This is a genomic window from Cryptosporangium sp. NPDC048952, assembly GCF_043197895.1.
In the GTDB taxonomy this organism is placed as follows: Bacteria; Actinomycetota; Actinomycetes; order Mycobacteriales; family Cryptosporangiaceae; genus Cryptosporangium.
This window is the reverse complement of record NZ_JBICTY010000001.1, coordinates 1,680,639-1,696,405: the sequence shown is the minus strand read 5'-3', so window position 1 is coordinate 1,696,405 and position 15,767 is coordinate 1,680,639. Positions and strand designations below refer to the sequence as shown.

18 protein-coding genes are annotated in these 15,767 nt (G+C 69.5%); 10 read left to right on the top strand and 8 right to left on the bottom strand.

What is annotated here, in order from left to right; translation table 11 throughout:
- The first annotated feature begins 1,233 nt into the window (after positions 1 to 1,233).
- Entirely contained in the window at positions 1,234 to 2,226 is a 993-nt protein-coding gene (locus tag ACGFY5_RS08070; protein WP_392718563.1) for a 5'-3' exonuclease H3TH domain-containing protein, read from the top strand.
- Positions 2,227 to 2,350: 124 nt separating this feature from the next.
- Here ACGFY5_RS08070 and ACGFY5_RS08065 read toward each other — a convergent pair whose 3' ends face one another.
- Together ACGFY5_RS08065 and ACGFY5_RS08060 are read right to left on the bottom strand one after the other, a co-directional pair.
- Positions 2,351 to 2,716: a MerR family transcriptional regulator gene (locus tag ACGFY5_RS08065; protein ID WP_392718561.1), complete on the bottom strand. Its 366-nt coding sequence runs from the start codon at positions 2,714 to 2,716 to the stop codon at positions 2,351 to 2,353.
- Positions 2,717 to 2,823: 107 nt separating this feature from the next.
- Positions 2,824 to 3,255, bottom strand: a complete 432-nt coding sequence (locus ACGFY5_RS08060) for a hypothetical protein (protein ID WP_392718559.1) — start codon at positions 3,253 to 3,255, stop codon at positions 2,824 to 2,826.
- Between the two features lie 91 nt (positions 3,256 to 3,346).
- Here ACGFY5_RS08060 and ACGFY5_RS08055 point away from each other — a divergent pair, with 91 nt between their 5' ends.
- The 8 genes from ACGFY5_RS08055 to ACGFY5_RS08020 all read left to right on the top strand — a co-directional run bounded on the left by ACGFY5_RS08055 (position 3,347) and on the right by ACGFY5_RS08020 (position 9,823).
- Positions 3,347 to 4,174: a mycofactocin-coupled SDR family oxidoreductase gene (locus ACGFY5_RS08055; protein ID WP_392718557.1), complete on the top strand. Its 828-nt coding sequence runs from the start codon at positions 3,347 to 3,349 to the stop codon at positions 4,172 to 4,174.
- Between the two features lie 127 nt (positions 4,175 to 4,301).
- On the top strand, positions 4,302 to 6,683 hold the full coding sequence (locus ACGFY5_RS08050) for an Hsp70 family protein (protein ID WP_392718556.1): 2,382 nt from the start codon (positions 4,302 to 4,304) through the stop codon (positions 6,681 to 6,683).
- 29 nt (positions 6,684 to 6,712) lie between these two features.
- Complete coding sequence (locus ACGFY5_RS08045; protein WP_392718553.1) at positions 6,713 to 7,336, top strand: signal peptidase II; 624 nt, start codon at positions 6,713 to 6,715, stop codon at positions 7,334 to 7,336.
- Between the two features lie 34 nt (positions 7,337 to 7,370).
- Positions 7,371 to 8,264, top strand: a complete 894-nt coding sequence (locus ACGFY5_RS08040; protein ID WP_392718551.1) for a siderophore-interacting protein — start codon at positions 7,371 to 7,373, stop codon at positions 8,262 to 8,264.
- Between the two features lie 89 nt (positions 8,265 to 8,353).
- The gene (locus tag ACGFY5_RS08035; RefSeq protein ID WP_392718549.1) at positions 8,354 to 8,545 is read left to right on the top strand and encodes a hypothetical protein; all 192 of its coding nucleotides are present in this window, start codon (positions 8,354 to 8,356) and stop codon (positions 8,543 to 8,545) included.
- A gap of 74 nt (positions 8,546 to 8,619) precedes the next feature.
- A complete protein-coding gene (locus tag ACGFY5_RS08030; protein ID WP_392718547.1) occupies positions 8,620 to 9,057 on the top strand; it encodes an SRPBCC family protein in 438 nt (145 codons plus the stop codon).
- A complete protein-coding gene (locus tag ACGFY5_RS08025) occupies positions 9,054 to 9,386 on the top strand; it encodes an ArsR/SmtB family transcription factor (protein ID WP_392718545.1) in 333 nt (110 codons plus the stop codon). Before ACGFY5_RS08030 ends, ACGFY5_RS08025 begins: the two co-directional genes overlap by 4 nt.
- A 2-nt stretch (positions 9,387 to 9,388) precedes the next feature.
- Complete coding sequence (locus ACGFY5_RS08020) at positions 9,389 to 9,823, top strand: SRPBCC domain-containing protein (RefSeq protein ID WP_392718543.1); 435 nt, start codon at positions 9,389 to 9,391, stop codon at positions 9,821 to 9,823.
- On the opposite strand, the gene ACGFY5_RS08015 is transcribed toward ACGFY5_RS08020, so the two are convergent.
- A complete protein-coding gene (locus tag ACGFY5_RS08015) occupies positions 9,807 to 10,634 on the bottom strand; it encodes a helix-turn-helix transcriptional regulator (RefSeq protein WP_392718541.1) in 828 nt (275 codons plus the stop codon). The two genes, ACGFY5_RS08020 and ACGFY5_RS08015, sit on opposite strands and share 17 nt — an antisense overlap.
- 104 nt (positions 10,635 to 10,738) lie before the next feature.
- On the opposite strand from ACGFY5_RS08015, the gene ACGFY5_RS08010 reads away from it, so the two are divergent.
- Positions 10,739 to 11,695 carry an aldo/keto reductase gene (locus tag ACGFY5_RS08010; protein WP_392718539.1) on the top strand — a complete coding sequence of 319 codons (957 nt, stop codon included), beginning with the start codon at positions 10,739 to 10,741 and terminating at the stop codon, positions 11,693 to 11,695.
- Positions 11,696 to 11,753: 58 nt separating this feature from the next.
- Here the strand turns inward: ACGFY5_RS08010 and ACGFY5_RS08005 are convergent, their stop codons facing one another.
- From ACGFY5_RS08005 to ACGFY5_RS07985, 5 genes are read right to left on the bottom strand one after another with little or no spacing between them, the layout of a single operon-like run.
- Positions 11,754 to 12,335: a hypothetical protein gene (locus ACGFY5_RS08005; protein ID WP_392718537.1), complete on the bottom strand. Its 582-nt coding sequence runs from the start codon at positions 12,333 to 12,335 to the stop codon at positions 11,754 to 11,756.
- A complete protein-coding gene (locus ACGFY5_RS08000; protein WP_392718535.1) occupies positions 12,332 to 13,636 on the bottom strand; it encodes a hypothetical protein in 1,305 nt (434 codons plus the stop codon). The genes ACGFY5_RS08005 and ACGFY5_RS08000 overlap by 4 nt, the downstream gene beginning before the upstream one ends.
- A complete protein-coding gene (locus ACGFY5_RS07995; protein WP_392718533.1) occupies positions 13,633 to 14,427 on the bottom strand; it encodes an ABC transporter ATP-binding protein in 795 nt (264 codons plus the stop codon). Before ACGFY5_RS07995 ends, ACGFY5_RS08000 begins: the two co-directional genes overlap by 4 nt.
- 16 nt (positions 14,428 to 14,443) lie before the next feature.
- Positions 14,444 to 15,235, bottom strand: coding sequence for a hypothetical protein (locus ACGFY5_RS07990; RefSeq protein WP_392718531.1), 792 nt, complete (start codon positions 15,233 to 15,235; stop codon positions 14,444 to 14,446).
- Positions 15,232 to 15,762 carry an RNA polymerase sigma factor gene (locus tag ACGFY5_RS07985; protein ID WP_392718529.1) on the bottom strand — a complete coding sequence of 177 codons (531 nt, stop codon included), beginning with the start codon at positions 15,760 to 15,762 and terminating at the stop codon, positions 15,232 to 15,234. Before ACGFY5_RS07985 ends, ACGFY5_RS07990 begins: the two co-directional genes overlap by 4 nt.
- Positions 15,763 to 15,767: the final 5 nt, after the last annotated feature.

Below are 15,767 nucleotides of genomic sequence, written 5' to 3'. Positions count from 1 at the left end.
TGAACCCACCAAAAAAGGTGAGCCGAGGTCAAACATCTGGCACTAACTTTCAAACACACTGTTGAGTTCTCAAACAACACACGCGCACCGGATCCGCTCGTCAGAGCCTCACTCAGGGCTTGTCCTGCGTTTCTTACTGTACCCGATCCGATTGTCAGAACCAAATTCGCTCTGTTTCTTATCGGGGCCCTACTACCGCCTTAAAAAGCACGGCCCACCGGGCTGAATTTGCTCGGCGTCTTGCTTTTACTACCGTATCCGGTCGTTCTCGCGGCGCCAAATCGGCCGCTTCGCCCGGCGCAGCGCCACACCCCGACCTTCCGGCCGGTGCGACTGGCTGCCTTCCCTCGGGCCGTCCACCCGTTCGCTTGCGCGTCCGGTGCGTGTCCGTCTCCCCTGCGGGCCTTGGGAAATCTACGCGACGGAGCGCACGAAGCGCAAACCGATTAACCGTGTCGGTGGACACACCGTGAACAGCTTGGGTTCGCCGCACGTATTCACGCTGGTCAGGTCGGTTCAGCCCACTCGCTGACGGTACTACGGCACCTCGCTGGGCGTCGATGTGAAGGAACAGAAAGTGACTACGGCCTGCGCGGTGCAGCGTTTTGACGGAGGAGTGCGAAGTGATCCGTCCGTCGATCGCCCGACCGAGTTCGCCGAACTTCTCCGAGTACTCCACCGGATCGGCCCCCGGTGGGTCTTTTGGGCGAGCCGGATCGACGAAGCGGCTACTCAGGTTCGACTGGACCACCACGGCGTAGTGCCTCCACGGTTTACCCGACAGCGAGCGCACGATCCCGGCAGCACCGCCGGCGGCCTCGGCCGGACCGGTCTTGTGCGCGAAAATCACCTCGGCCGCGGCGTTGCACGGGCGCACGTCCTGTCCGAAGCGGTGTTCGGGTAACCGGACTGTCCCGTCGGTCGGATCGGTCCAGCGAACGTCCCGGGTGACCGGCTCGCCCGTCACAGCGTGCCGGCCCGCCCACCAGGAGCAACTTCGCAGTGTCCGGAGAGGTCATTGTGATTTCGCTGGTCCAGTTACCCCCGGTTCCCGCACGGGTGCCCTCGAGCCGAAGAGTCGACAGCCGAGATCGTGGAACGTTCGGTTCCGGGGCTCGATCACGGTCGTGTCGTCGTTCGGCACCAAGCCGAGCACGGGCGGGAGCGGGAGCCTGCGGTCACCGCTCTCCGTGCCGCCCGCACGGTCACGAAAGACCTCCTAGGCTAGGGGTCGTGTCTTCCCCACCGCTGCTGCTCGTGCTCGACGGCAACAGCTTGTTGCATCGCGCGTACCACGCGGCCGCGACAGGGAAACTGCTCGACGAGGACGACCGTCCGGTGTGGGCACTGAAGGGTCTGGTCGGGTACGTGGCACGGGCCACGGCGAAGCTCCGGCCCGACGCCGTGGTGGTCGGGTTCGACTGTTCGGAGCGTTCCGCCCGCCAAGCGGACTACCCGCCGTACAAGGCGCACCGGCCGGAGAAGGCTGCGGACTTGTCCGAACAGATCACGGCTGCGCCGGATCTGCTCCGGGCGGCGGGTTTCTGCACCGTCGTGCCTCCTGGCTTCGAGGCCGACGACGTACTGGCGAGCGCTGCGGCCGCGGCACGTGGGGGCGGATGGCGCTCGGTGCTGGTGACCAGCGATCGGGATGCGTTCGCGCTGATCGACGAGCAGACGTCGGTGCTGCGGGTGCGTAACGGGGGCCTGGACGAGGCCGTGATGGTGACGCCGGCCGGGCTGCAGGAGTTGTACGGGGTGTCGCCGGCGCTCTACGGCGACTTGGCGGCCTTGCGCGGGGATCCGTCCGACAACCTGCCGGGGGTGCGGGGGTTCGGCTCGATCCTGGCGTCGCGGCTGCTCGGGGCGTTCGGGAGCGTCGAGGCCGCGTGGGCGGCCGGTGTCGACGCCGTACGCGCCGTGGTGGGTGAGGTGGCCGCGCGGAACCTGGTGTCGGCGGAGGCTCGGGAGCGGGTGGAGGTCAATCGCCGGTTGATGCGGATGCGCGCTGACCTGTCGCTGCCCGCCCTGGATTCGGCGCGGTTGCCGCTTTCGTACGGCACGATGCGTCAGGCGTTGGCTGGGCGCGGGATCATTCTCGGGCCGTCGCTGTGGGCACTGACCGGGCGGACGCCTCCGCCCGAGCCGGAGCCCGAGCCGCCGAAGTACCCGCGGAGTCTGCGGGCTCGCCGGGAGCCGTCACCGGATCAGATGGCGCTGTTCTAACGCGCGCCGCGCTCAGCGGCGGCCGCCTCGGTCGCTCGGCGGGCGAGCCGTCCGGCGGGCGAGCCGTCCGGCGGTCCGAGCCGTCCGGCGGGCCGAGCCGTCCGGCGGGCCGAACCCGGGCGGATCAGCTTGCGCAGGTTTGGCCGTCTCGGTAGGCGATCGTGGTGCTGATGATTCCGTCGAGCCGGTCGCGGGTGGCGCTGAGCTCGGCGATCTGGTGGGCGATGCGGTCGCGCTCGGTGGTGAGGCGGGCCATGAGCTCGGGCGTGACGTGGCCGGTGTGTACGCACGGCAGGATCTCGAGCACCGCCTTGCTCGAGAGCCCGGCGGCGTACAGCTGCTGGATGAAGCGGACCCGCTCGACCGCCGAGCGGTCGTAGACCCGTTGACCGCTCGGCGTGCGCTCGGATTCGAGCAGCCGCTGCTCCTCGTAGTAGCGCAGGGCGCGCACGCTCACCCCCGCTTGCGACGCCAGCTCTCCGATACGCATGGCCGAGACCTCCCTGCCTCTGACGTCAACGTCAGGTTCCAGCGTAACCGTCGCCGCCCACCCAGCCACCGGCCCGGCCCGGCCCAAGGCGTGCACGCTTTGGCGGGTTATAAGCCCTCGGAGCGTGCATGCCTCAGCGCCTGCGTTCGTAGGTAGTAGCCCAGGAACAACAGGGCGATCGTCAGGACGAACTCGATGCCGAGCCCGGTGCCCACCGCGACCGCGTCGCGCACGGGAAAACCGTCGAAGTTCGTCACGTGGTAGGCGAAATGCGTCCCGCAGTAGACGCCGAAGCCGGCCAGGGCGGCCATCACCAGGCGGTACTCCAGCACGACCGCCGCGATCACCACCACGGTCACGATCGCGAGGTTGAGCCCGCCGATATCAGCCATCAGGTGCTCGTTGTACGGCGGATCGTTCGAAACGGTCGGGAAGTCGTCGTAGAACGACCGCGGGAAAAAGTACTGCCAAGCGCCCACCAGCCCATCGAGAGCGGCTAGCAGGATCAGCCCGGCCCGCATCCAGCGCCAAGGTGTCATGCCTCCAGGACGGAGCAGCTCAGCGGATCGTGACGGTGGGCGATTAATGCACTCGGTGACATAATTGCCTTGACCAGAGGAGATGAGCCACATGGCTGGACGTTTCGAAGGCAAGGTCCTGTTCGTCACCGGTGCCGCACGGGGGCAGGGGCGCAACCACGCGATCAAGTTCGCCCAGGAAGGCGCGGACGTCATCGCGGTGGACATCGCCCATGACGTCGACACGGTTGGCTACCCCGGGGCGACGCAGGCCGACCTGGACGAGACCGTCCGCCTCGTGGAGGCGCAGGACCGCCGGATCGTCGCGTCGATCGTCGACATTCGCGACCGCGCGGCGCTGATCTCCGCTGTCGATGCGGGCGTCGCGCAGCTCGGCCGCGTCGACGTGGTCAGCTCGAACGCCGGCATTGCGACGTTCGCCCCGGCCGCGGAGATGTCCGAAGACATGTGGCGGACGATGATCGACATCAACCTCACCGGGCAGTTCTTCACCGCACAGGCGGCGATCCCCCACCTGGTGCGCCAGGGCGACGGCGGCTCGATCGTGTTCACGAGCTCGACCGCCGGCCTCAAGGGCATGGCGAACCTGCCGCACTACTCCGCGGCCAAGCACGGCCTGGTCGGCCTCGCGCGCTCGCTCGCGAACGAACTGGCGCCGCACAAGATCCGCGTCAACACGATCCACCCGACGAACGTCGACACCGTGATGATCCAGAACACCGAGACCAAGGCGCTGTTCGGCGGTCCCGACATCACGCGCGAGCAGTTCGCCGAGGCGGCCACCCCGATGAACATGCTGCCGATTCCGTGGGTGGACGTGGACGACATCACCGAGGCGCTGATGTACCTGTCGTCGGACGCCGGTCGTTTCCTCACCGGGGTGTCGCTTCCCGTCGACGCGGGAATGTCGCAGAAGTAAAGGAAACAATTAAGGATGGGGCGGCCCCGGCCGCCCCATCGTCGTCGCCGAATGTGTTTACTCTGTCGGCGTGCCAGTGGGGGGACTTCGACTCGGCGTCGATTTCGGGACGTCCAATACGGTAGCGGTGCTGTCGAAAAGCGACGGCCGCACCCGGCCATTGCTGTTTTCCGGTCAACAGCAACTGCCGTCCGCGGTGTGCGCTTCGCCGGACGGTTCGCTGTTGGTCGGCCGGGCTGCGGTGTACACGGCTCAGCGTTATCCGGAGTCGTTCGAACCACATCCGAAAAAACATCTCGACGAGGGCAATCTGCTGCTCGGAGGTCGGGAATGGCCGGTTGCGGAAGTGGTCGGGGCGGTGCTGGCGCACGTTGCCGCGGAGGCCGATCGGGTCACCGGGTACACGCCGGTCGACGAGGTGGTGCTGACCCATCCCGCGGTGTGGGCGCGGTCCCGGCGCAGGGTGCTGGTGGACGCAGCGGCGCGGGCCGGGTGGCGCAAAGTGCGCCTGATTCCGGAACCGTTGTCGGCGGCTGCGGCTTTTGTCGCCGACCACCCGGACTGCTTACCGGCCGGCAGCACCGCGTTGGTGTACGACCTCGGTGCCGGCACGTTCGACGCCACGGTGGTGCGGGCGGAGGCACGGGGTGGGTATTCGGTGCTGGCGAGTGACGGTCTCGCCGACGCCGGCGGGCTCGACGTCGATCATGCGATCGTCACGTACCTCGCTGCGGTGTTTTCGCGTTACAGCGAGCAGTGGACTCAATTGGAATATCCGGAGTCGTCGGCGGAACGGCGGGCGCGGTGGTTGTTCCTGGATGATGTGCGAACTGCGAAGGAACTACTCGCGACGACGGCCGGGACGTTCATTCGGGTGCCGTTTCTCGAGGACGAAATTCCGTTGGGTCGGGAACAGCTCGATCAGTTGTGTCGGCCGCTGATCGATCGCACTCTGCGGAGCTGCCGGGCGGTCGTGCGGGATGCGGGATTGACGGCTGACGATTTGCACGCCGTGTTCTTGGTCGGGGGTGCCACGCGGCTGCCCGGGATTACGCAGAACCTGCACCGTGCGTTGAACCATTCGCCGATCGTTCTCGATCAGCCGGAGTTGGTCGTGGCGACCGGGTGTCTGCAGGCGGATCTGCTCGCGTCCGCGACCGGGTCGGTGACGCGGTTGATCCGGCCGCCGGGCCTGAACGGCAGCACGGTCCGGCTGCCCGCCATGCGCGACGCGGCCACCGTCACGCGCCCGGCCCGCCGTCCGTCAGAACCCGCCCTCCCTCCCCAACGCCCGATCTCCCCCGCACCTCCCCGCTCCCCCGGCGCCTCCCAAGAATCTCCAGCCGAAGAACCCCACGCCCCCGAGGGCCGCGCCGCCCAACCCCGCGCCACCGAACCCCGCGCCACCGAACCCCGCGCCACCGAACCCCGCGCCACCGAAGCTCGCGCCGGGCAGCCCCGGCCGGCCGAGCGCCGGACCACGCCCGCCACGATGCCGCCGGTCGCGCGGCCGGCCATAGCTGCCCGGCATCGCCCCCGAAGACGCAGACTCACCACCGTCACCCTGGCGGCAGCCAGCGCCGTAGCCGTAGCCCTAGCCGTCTGCCTCTTCGTCGTCCTCGGCGACAACGACGTCAACGAATCACGCATCCTCACCGACCCCGGCAACAGAATTCGCGCCCTCGCCTTCCACCGCGACGGCCGCATCCTCGCCTCCGGCGGACTCGACGGCACCATCCAACTCTGGGACGTCGCCAGCGGCGAACGGGTCGGCAAGCCCCTCGCCGGCCACACCGAGCCCATCACCGCCCTCGCGTTCAGCCCCAACGGCACGGTGCTCGCCTCCGGCAGCCGGGACGGAAGCATCCGCCTCTGGAACGTCGACACGCGCGGCCCGTACACCAACCCGCTGATCGGCCAGCCCAGTGCCGTGCTCTCGGTGGCCTTCGACCCCAGCGGCGAGGTCCTCGCCTCGGGAAGCCTGGACGGCGCCCTCCAACGCTGGAACGTCGACTCGGCAAAGCAGGCGGCCACCCCGCTGGTCGTCAACGGCAAGAGCGTCGTCGCGGTCGCCTACAGCCCCGACGGCACGTTCCTGGCCGCAGCCGTCGACGGCGGCATCAAGCTCTGGAGCAAGATCTCCGACCAACCGACCGCCGAACTCATCACCGGCACCGTGCAAGCGATCGCCTTTGGCGCCGACGGGGTCCTCGTGGCCGGCGTCGACAACGACGTCAGCATCTGGGACCTCGACCGCATCGGCCCGGAAAAGCGCCTCACCGGCCATACCGGAACCGTGTACGCCGTCGACGTCAGCCCCGACGGCACCACGATCGCGTCCGGAAGCCTCGACTACTCCGTCCGACTGTGGGAGACCGCCAGCGGCGAGCAGGTCGGCGAACCGCTCACCGGACACAGCGGCACGGTCTACGCGGTCGCGTTCAGTCCGGACGGCCGCACCCTCGCGTCGGGCAGCGACGACGGCACGATCCGACTGTGGCAGCGATAGCGTTCGGCGCGGACCGTATCGTCGGGACCGTGAGATCGCGCTATGGGTGGTTCCTCGTCTGGGCGGCCGTTGTCCTCGTCATCGACCAGGCGACAAAGTACTGGGCGGAACACTCGCTCGACGACGGTCGCGAGATCACCGTCATCCCGCCGCTGATCGACTTCCGGCTCGTCTACAACCCCGGTGCCGCGTTCTCGATCGGTGAGTCGTTCACCTGGGTGTTCGCGATCGCTGCCGCCGCCGCCGTCGTCGGCATCCTCTATTACGCACGGCGATTGACGTCACTCGGCTGGACGATCGCGCTGGGGGCGGTGCTCGGCGGGGCCACCTCGCACCTGGGCGACCGTCTCTTCCGCGAGCCGGGGTTCGCGCGCGGGCACGTCGTCGACTTCATCGACTACAACGGGTTCTTCGTCGGCAACGTCGCGGACATCGCCTTGGTCCTGGGCGCCATCGCAATGGCCCTCCTCACCGTCCGCGAGGTCCCCATCCGCAACGAACCAGCCGACTCCGCATCCACGGAAGCCACAAATTCCGCAAAGCCCGCGGACTCCGCAGGAGCCGCGAACTCCGCGGGAGCCGCAGGAGCCGCGGAGTCCCCGCGGGCTGCCGAGATCGACGACGGTGAGGCCGCGGAGAAGCGGACACCGTAGCCCGTAGAGGGCTGGTTAGCTTAGCCTAAGCGGCATGAGCGGAACCACGCTGCCCATGCGTGTGTGGACCGGCGAAGTCGTCCGCACCGAAGACCTCACCCCGGCCCTGCGACGCGTCGTCTTCGGCGGCGCCGCGCTCGACGACTATGCCACCACCGGTATCGGCGACGAGTACATCCGCCTGATCTTCCCGCCCGACGGCGAACGCGTCCCGATCCTCCCCACGGTCACCGACGGATGCCTCGACTACTCCTCGATCGACCTGAACACGATGCGCACCTACACCGTGCGGGCGTTCGACCCGGTCACCAACGAGGTCTCGATCGACTTCGTCATCCACGACGGTGGCGTCGCCGCCGAGTGGGCGAAGAAGGCCACCCCCGGCGACCTGGTCGGCATCAACACCCCCGACGGCATGTACGACCCGCCCGCGAACATGACCTGGCAGCTGCTCGTCGCCGACTTCGCGGCGCTGCCCGCCGCTGCGCGGCTGCTGGAGAACACCCCTGCCGGGGTGCGGACGCGCGCGATCCTCGAGGTTCCTGGTCCAGAACACCACATCCCTCTCGACGTCCGGCAAGGCACCGACGTCACCTGGCTGCACGGCGGCAACGCGCACGGCCCGAGCAAACTCGAGCAGATCGTGCGCTCGATGCCCCGCCCGGACGGCGTCGGCTACGTGTGGGTGGCCGGCGAGACACGCGAGATGCGTAACGTCCGGAAGTACCTTCGTCGGGAGCTGAGCCTGCCGGCCACCGCGTACAAAACGGTCGGGTACTGGACCGACGGGGCGGAGAAGTGGCGGGACCGCTACGACGCGCTCGACGCGAAGACCAAGGCATCGCTGGAAGCGATCTGGGCCAGCGACGCGGACGTCGCCGACATCGAGATCCAGTACGACGAGAAGCTGGCCCGCCTGGGCCTGTAGGCCGACCAACCGGTCAGGAATCGAGAAGCACGGGCCGGTCGCGCGAACTTAGCGTGACCGGCATCAACCGCATCTTCTCGGAGGTCCCGATGAACTGGCGACAGATCCACCGTTGGACGTCGATCGTCTTCCTCGCCATCGTCGCCCTGTGCTTTGTGTCCGTGGCGGTGTCCGGCCCGGCCTGGATCCTGTACCTCCCGCTGCCGCCGCTGTTCCTGCTGATGGGCACGGGCTTGTACATGTTCGTGCTGCCGTACCGGAAGCGACGCGCGACAGCCTGATGTGCAACCAATGGTTGCGCGAAGCTCTCCTGCGCTCTACGGTGATGAGCAACCAAAGGTTGCAGGAGGGCACCATGGAATTCGCGTCCCTAGAGCGTGAGATCTACATCGAGGCCTCGCCGGACATCGTCTTCGACGTCGTGAGCGATCCCGTGCACGTCACGGAGTGGTGGCCGGACGAGGCGCGGTACGACGTGGCTCCCGGGTCGTCGGGCGAGATTTCGTTCGGCGACAAGGTCGTCGGGCTGACCGTCGTCGACGTCCGGCCTCCGACGCTGTTCTCGTTCCGCTGGACGCAGCCGACCGGCGAGGACGCGATCGAGGGCAACTCGCTGCTGGTCACGTTCACGCTGACGCCGTCCGGCAGCGGCACCACGCTCACGATGGTCGAGACCGGTTTCCGGGAGATGGGCTGGGACGCCGCGGTCCTCGAGGAGACGTACCAGGACCACGTCTCCGGCTGGGACCACTTCGTTCCGCGGATCGCGCCCTACGCCGAGAAGTTGCAGTGATCGACGACGACCTCTGGTCGGCGATCGGCGACCCGACCCGGCGCCGGATGCTCGACCTGCTGCTCACCGACGGCGCCGGAACCGCCACGTCGCTGAGTCAGCACATGCCTGTCACCCGGCAGGCAGTGGCCAAACACCTCGGAGTGCTCGACCGGGTCGGCCTGGTGCACGCGGCTCCGGCAGGCAAGGAGAGGCGGTACCGCGTGGACGAGGAGCAGCTCGCCCGCGCCGCCGAGCAACTGTCCTCCGTCGGAACGGCATGGGACGCCCGGCTCCAGCGGATCAAGCGGATCGCCGAGGCGATCCAACAGCGCACGGAGGAGAACTGACGATGGCGGACATTCTGCACCGGATCGGCGTCAAGGATGCGTCGCCGGAAAAGGTCTACGACGCGCTCACCACTGTCGACGGGCTGGCCGGTTGGTGGACCGAAGACACGAGAGACAACGGCGGGGTGCTGGAGTTCCGGTTCCTGCCGGGCGGCTTCGACATGGAGGTCGTCGAAACACGACCGGCCGAGCACGTCTCGTGGAGGGTGGTCGACGGCCCGCCCGAGTGGGTCGGGACGACGATCGACTGGGACCTCCGCCAGGACGGTGACTACACGATCGTCCTCTTCTCCCACCGAGGATGGGAGAAGGAAGTCGAGTTCATGAATCACTGCAGCACGAAGTGGGGCTCGTACCTGCTGAGCCTGAAGTCACTGGTCGAGACCGGAACGGGCGCGCCTGCGCCGAACGACGTCCAGATCAGCGACTGGCACTGAACTCCTCGAGGCCGACGACCCGCAGCAGATCCAGCCGCTCGCGGGCGTCCGCGTTCGCCGGGGTGAGCACCACCAGGTGCTGACCCTGGTCGGGCGTCACCAGCGTCTCGCAGTCCATCAGCATCGGACCCACCCTCGGGTGCACGATCGTCTTCTGGTCCGCGCGCCGGACCGCCACCTCGTGCTCGACCCAGAGCAGCCGGAACTCCTCGCTCGCGGCCTCGAGCCGCCCGACGAGCGCGGCCACGGCCGGGTCGCCGGCTCGGCGGCCCACCGCCGCCCGCAGATCGGCCACGTGCTGGCGGGAGTGGTGCCCCACCTCCGCCGGCGCGTGCGTGGCACGGATGGCCGGATCGGTGAACCAGCGGAGCAACAGGTTGCAGCCGATCTGGTCACCCACCAGCAGCGTCGACATCCGGTTCTGCGCCAGCACCTCCCCCAGGTCCGAGATGACCATCGCCGGGGCGTCGCCCAGCAGATCGAGCAGGCGCACCAGACCGGCACGGGCCAGCCGCGCCGTACCGTCCGACGGCGGTGGCTGGTGACCGGCCAGGTGGAACAGGTGGTCACGCTCGTCGTCGGAGAGGCGCAGCGCGCGAGCCAGCGCACCGAGCAGCTGGGTGGAGGGCTGGCTGCTGCGTCCCTGCTCGAGCCGGACGACGTAGTCGACCGACATGCCGGCGAGCATCGCCACCTCTTCCCGGCGCAGGCCGTGGGTGCGGCGGCGCGGACCGTCGGCGAGCCCGACCTCCGCCGGTCGGATCGCCTCGCGGCGCCGGCGCAGGAAGTCGGCGAGCTGTTCACGCTGCATGTCACCCATGCTGCCCCGGGTCGGTTGCCGCGAGCCAGGGAGCGGCGCTCCCACGATGAGCGCTCCGCTTTCGGCGGTCTCGATCACCGCGCACGGTGGACGACATGAACACACGAACTCTGGGCCTGGGCGCAATGGGCATGTCCGACGCCTACGGTCCGACCGACCGCTCCGAAAGCATCGCCACCGTGCACGCCGCGCTGGACGCCGGCGTCACGCTGATCGACACCGGCGACTTCTACGGCAGCGGGCACAACGAATTGCTGCTGGCCGAAGCGCTGCGTGGCCGCGACCGCGACAGCTACGTACTGAGCGTCAAGTTCGGCGCCCTGCGCAGCCCCGACGGCGCGATGGTCGGGGTCGACGCGCGCCCGGCAGCGCTGAAGAACTTCCTGAACTACTCGCTCAACCGGCTGGGCGTCGACCACATCGACGTCTACCGCCCCGCGCGCCTCGACCCGGCGGTGCCGATCGAGGACACGGTCGGCGCGATCAAGGACATGATCGACGCCGGTTACGTGCGCCACGCCGGCCTCTCGGAGGTGAACGCCGAGACGGTCCGTCGGGCACACGCCGTGACCCCGATCGCGGACCTGCAGATCGAGTACTCGCTGATCTCCCGCGGGGTCGAGGCGGAGGTCCTGCCCACGCTGCGCGAACTGGGCGTCGGCGTGACCGCCTACGGGGTGCTGAGCCGGGGTCTGCTCTCCGGGCACTGGAGCCCCGGCAACGCCGGTGACCACCGCAACATGATGCCGCGCTTCTCCGGCGAAAACCTTTCCGACAACATGCGCTTGGTCGACGCTCTGAGGCGCGTCGCCGACGCGAAGGGGTGCACTGTCGCGCAGCTCGCGATCGCGTGGGTGGCCGCGCAGGGAGCGGACATCGTGCCGGTGATCGGGGCTCGCACCCGCGAACGTCTCGCCGAGGCCCTGCCCGCGCTCGCGCTGGAACTCACCGCCGACGACCTCGCCGAAATCGAGAAGGCCGTGCCCGCCGGCTCCGCGAAGGGCGACCGCTACCCCACCGCGATGATGGCAGACCTCGGCGTCGGCAACTGAGCATCGGCAGGCCCCCGGCGCTGCCGAAGAACCCGTATCCGCAGCCGGCGCTCGGGGCCTAAGGGTTCTCGGTCGACGTCCGGGGGCGGGGTCCGCGTGTTGCGTAGGTGGTCAGGCCGGCGGTCGCGAGAAGCGCGGCGACCGTGGCGGCCGGTCGGCTGTCGGGGGCCGCCAGCTGCCAGGTCAGCACCTCCCCCACGGTCCCCGTACCTGGGAACGTCGCCGCGCCGAGCGTCCAACCGAGAGGCAGGAACCACGACCGGGCGGGACCGACCGCGACCGCCCCGAGGGCGGTGAGGCCCAGCAGCCCGGCCGCGTCGCGGACGACGAACCCGAACGGCCCGAACCGAACAGCGCCGATCAGCACGACCACACATCCCAGCGCGGCGACCAGGTGGGACGCCCGCAGCCGACTCCAGGGCCGCGCGGCAGTGCGGTCGAGGCTGTCGTCGGGGCCGCCGAGCGTCGCGGTGACGGCGGCGACCAGCAGGAGCACGGTCAGGGTGAGCACGACCGGACCCACCCGCTCCCCGCTGCCGAAGCCCGCCACCAGCGACCACGCGAGACCCGCGCCCGCGGCCGCCGCGCCGAGCGCCGCTGGCACCCGACGCGAACGGGCGTAGAGGGACAACCACCTCACCGGGTCAACAGCCCGGTGGTGTCCCGACACTGCTGAGCAGCTTCGTAGACAGCTGTCACCCGGGCGCCGGCCTCGGCCCTCGGTAGTGCCTTCAGGTTGTTCCAGAGCGAGACGGCCTCCGGATCGTCGAACTCCAGGCCACCGGCGCCGACGCTCGGCTTCCGGTCCAGCAGCCAGTACGCCGCCGCAGTGGCGGCCGAGTAGTTCCGGTTGTCCCCGCAGCCGATCGGGCCGGCGAACGCGCCGGTCAGCATCGCCGGTTCGAGGCGACCCGGGTGGGAAAGGCGGCCGTATTTGTCGACGACGATCGTCATCAGCACGGTGTCGGCCCGCCGCTTCGGTGACGTGACCGGGGTGAACGTCGTGGTGTCCTCGTGTGCCTCGACGACCGACGTCGTCGACAGCAGCCCCAGCGCGTGCCGCGCCTTCGGCACCACCTCGGGCAGCAGCGACTCGTGCACCCGGCTGACGCAGACCCGCGGCGCGTCGTCGGTGCACACCAGCTGCTGGGCGACCGGGTCGAGCGTCCCCCGGTCGTAGGCGTCCCCGGTCGGCACGACGAGGGCCGTGACGGTCGCGCCGACCGCCAGCGGTAGCAGTGCCGCGACCGCGACGACCGCGCGGTTGCGCACCGCGAAGAGGACGACGCCGGCCGCCGCGACCGCTGCCATCCACACCGCCTGGGCAGCGCTGACTCCTCCGCTGACCGTGTCGTAATCGCTGAACAGGCTCATCCCCATGGCCGGGGCGAACGCCGCGGTGGCCCCGCCGTCCGGCAGTGCCTGCGGCGCGAAGACCAGCAGCGCGAAGCCGACCACTGCCAGCGCGGGTGCGGTCGCGAGAGCCGGGACCAGGCGCCCGATCGCCAGCCCGAGCCAGACCGACGCGATCATCGCGACCAGCCCGACGGCCACGACGACGACTGCTGCCGCTGGGAGGTAGCGCGCGGTGTCGGCGATCCGCGGTGCGGTCGCCGCGAGCGTGACCAGGTAGGCGACGACGACCGCTACGCCGGTGGCGGCCAGGGTCGGCGCTACCTGCTGCGGGCGCGGCCGAGGCGCGCTGGCGAACAGCTCGGCGACGTTCGCGCGGTGCTCGCGATAGGACTGCCAGGCACCGGCAGCCATCGCGAGCGGCGCCATCACCACGAGGTACTCGCGCTGGATCATGGCCAGTGCCATCCAGCCGGTGGACCAGCGTCCCGGGGTCGCGTGGAGAACGATGGCGCCGGCCGCGGCGATCAGAAGCGCGGCACCGAGAGCGGACGACCTGCGGAGCTCGATGCCGAAGATGCGCGTCATGCGTTGCTCCGGTGCTGACGGAGGAGTGCGGAGTAACCGCGTTCCGCGGCGCTGTCGCCCGCGTCGCTCTGCCCACCGCTGGCGATCAGCTCATCGGGGGTGCCCTGGAAGAGCAGCCGACCCTCGTTCATCAGGATGACGTCGGTGCAGGCGGCGACGACGTCCTCGACGAGGTGGGTGGAGACCAGCACGCAGCTGTCGGTGCCGAGGTCACGCAGCAGGTCGCGGAAGTCCAGGCGCTGTTCCGGGTCGAGGCCGACGGTGGGCTCGTCGAGCAGCAGCAGCTGGGGGTCGTTCACGATGGCCTGAGCGATGCCGGCTCGGCGCTGCATCCCACCCGACAGCGTCTTCATCTTCGCGTCGGCCTTGGCCGTGAGGTCCACCCGATCGATGGCGCGCTGTACAGCGTCGGCAATGGAGTTCTTGGGCATTTCTTTGAGCCAGGCCATGTACTCGACGAACTCGCGGACCGTGAAGCGCGGGTAGAAGCCGAACTGCTGCGGCAGGTAACCGAGCCCGCGACGGACTTCGCGCAGGTCGGCGCGGTTGTCCACCGAGGAGCCGAGCAGCGTCAACGCACCACCGGCGGGCTTGACGACGGTGGACAGGGCGCGCATGAGCGTGGTCTTGCCGGCGCCGTTGGGGCCCAGCAGGCCATGGACGCCGGCGTTCAGCGTCAGATCGAGGCCGTCGACGGCGAGGTGACGACCGGCTCGCACGCGGAGCCCGTCGGCATGGACGAGCCAGGGATGGAAGGTGGGGGCCGTTTCGGCAGCACTCACGGGACGCACTGTCGTTCCTCCGGGGTCAGTTGCCGCTGGTCGAGCGGCGGAAGTAGGGGGCGGCGAGCGGGATGGCCGCGGCCAGGGCCACGGTGGTCACCGCCCAGACGGCAGTGCTGTCCGGCTGCAGGACCGGGGGTAGGGCCTCCGCCGCGACGCTCGGGAGCAGGACGGCGGCGGACCAGGCGATGCCGAGCCCGATCGCAGCGCGCCGGACCCCGACGAACGCACCGAGCGCGAGCGTCCCCGCGGTGAACGCGAGGCACGGCAGCAGGGTGAGGGCCGGCGAGGTACCGGTTCCGATGCCCGCCACCAGCAGCACGGGCAGCACCACGAGGAGCACCGCGAGCGTCCGCCGGAGCACCATGGTCAGACCGGCGGCGGGAGTGGTGGCGATCAGTTCCCAGACCGGGTCGGTGCGCAGACTCCACGCCACCGCGACTCCCGGCAGCGGTGCCACCGGAGCCAGCAGCAGCACGAGTGAGGGCAGGCTCGGCTGCACGGCGTTCAGGAGGACACCGCAACCCAGCACTGCGAACGTCACAGCGAGCCAGGGAAACAGCGTCCAAGCGAGCCAGCGTCGGTGCACGCTCACCGCGGGAGTGCGGTGGCGGGCCGGGAGCGGGCCGGTCCGGATCGCCTCGTCGAGGGAGAGTGCCACCCGGTCGAGGATGGCGGTCGTGCTGGGGGTGGTCAGGTGGGCGCGGCAGTCGGCGCAGGTGTCGAGGTGTACCTCGATCGACCAGAGGGTGGCGTCGTCGAGGCCGGTTCCGCCCTGCGCGTAGGTCGTCAGGACTGCGTGAGTCGGATGGGTCATGAGAGCGCCTCCCGCAGTGCGATCCGGGCCCGTCGCGCGCGGGTCTTCACCGTGCCCTCGGGCATGCTGAGCAGCACCGACGTCTGCCGCACCGAGAGTCCGTCGAGCACCATCGCCTGCAGCACCTGACGCAGTTCCGGTGGGAGCCGCAGCAGGGCCTGTTCGAGGTCCTGGCCGACGCGCGTGGCCATCACCTCGTCCTCGGCGGCAGGTGCGGTCGTCTCGACCAGGGGGACGTTCGGCACCCGCTCCTGGCGGGCACGGCGACGGAACGCGTCGACGAGGCGGTTCGCGGCGATCGTCCAGAGCCAACCGACGGCGCTGCCCTCGGTCACCGAGCCGGCGTAGCTGCCTGCTGCTCGCCAGACCGCGAGGTAGGTCTCCTGGAGCACGTCGGCGACGAGGTCGTCGTCAGCGCAGCGGCGGCGCAGCCGCACCGCCAACCAGGGCGAGGTACGCCGATACAACTCGTCGAACGCGGCGCGGTCACCGTCGGCGACGCGCCGCACGAGTTCGGCCTCCGTCATTACTT